This is a genomic window from Streptomyces sp. NPDC041200, assembly GCF_055591805.1.
This window is the reverse complement of sequence record NZ_JBVIZF010000138.1, coordinates 1-1,139: the sequence shown is the minus strand read 5'-3', so window position 1 is coordinate 1,139 and position 1,139 is coordinate 1. Positions and strand designations below refer to the sequence as shown.

At 72.5% G+C, this 1,139-nt stretch carries 1 protein-coding gene; it reads right to left on the bottom strand.

The window, feature by feature from the left end:
* Positions 1-1,112, bottom strand: a 1,112-nt coding sequence (locus tag ACZ6CL_RS43000; protein WP_468947044.1) for an amino acid adenylation domain-containing protein, incomplete at its 3' end; no start/stop codon positions are given.
* Between the last annotated feature and the right edge of the window lie 27 nt (positions 1,113-1,139).

The window sequence follows — 1,139 nt, the reverse complement described above, 5'->3', positions numbered from 1 at the left end:
CGCGCCTCAGCCACCGACCGCGGCCCCACAAACTCCCGCTCCCCCACCAACGCCACCCGGTCCGGAACCGGCAACGCCGCACGATCCACCTTCCCATTGGCCGTCAACGGAATCGACTCCAACACCACGAACCCCGCCGGCACCATGTACTCGGGAAGACTGCGGCCGAGAGAGGCACGCAGGTCGTCCGGGAGCGGGGCGCAGCCGTCCGCCGGTACCAGGTAGGCCACCAGACGGCGGTCGCCGGGAGTGTCCTCACGGACCACGACCCTCGCCTCGTCGACGCGCGGATCGGCCATGAGGGCGGCTTCGATCTCCCCGAGCCCCACCCGGTAACCGCGGATCTTGACCTGGTCGTCGATCCGGCCGACGAACTCCACGTTGCCGTCGGGCCGCACCCGGGCGAGGTCTCCCGACCGGTACAGCCGCGCTCCGGGCGGCCCGAACGGATCCGGCAGGAACCGCTCCGCGGTGGCCCCGGGCCTGCGCAGATAGCCGCGCGCCACTCCGATGCCGCCGACGAACAGCTCGCCCACGACACCCACGGGGACCCTGCGCAGCTCCGCGTCCAGCACGTGCATGGTCACACCGGGCAGGGGCCGCCCGATCGGCAGGACCCCCGGCTCCGGTACCGCGTCGACGGCGAACACGGACGTCCCGACGGTCGCCTCGGTCGGACCGTACTCGTTGACCAGCCGGCCCGGGCCGAGCCAGTCCAGCCATCGGCCGGCCAGCGTGCCGAGGAAGGGTTCACCGGCGACCACGACGGCGTCCGCCAGCCCGGCCACCTGTTCCCCGGTCAGCTGGTGGGCGAGCGCCTCGGCGTGGGCGGGTGTCAGCTTCATGAAGCTGAAGGGCGCCGCCCCCGCCAGCGCGTCCCCGAGTTCCGACAGATCCTGCCCTTCGGGCCATATCCACACCCGCTGCCCGCAGGCCAGCGGTGCCCACAGGTTCGGCACCACCAGGTCGAAGGCCACGGACGAGAACAGCGGCGCACCGCGGGTGCCGCGCCGGGCCAGCTCGCGGACCGCCCACTCCACATGATTCGCCAGGCCGTGGTGGGTGACCTGGACGCCCTTGGGCCGGCCGGTCGAGCCCGACGTATAGATCACATACGCCAGCTCCTGCGGATCCGGACG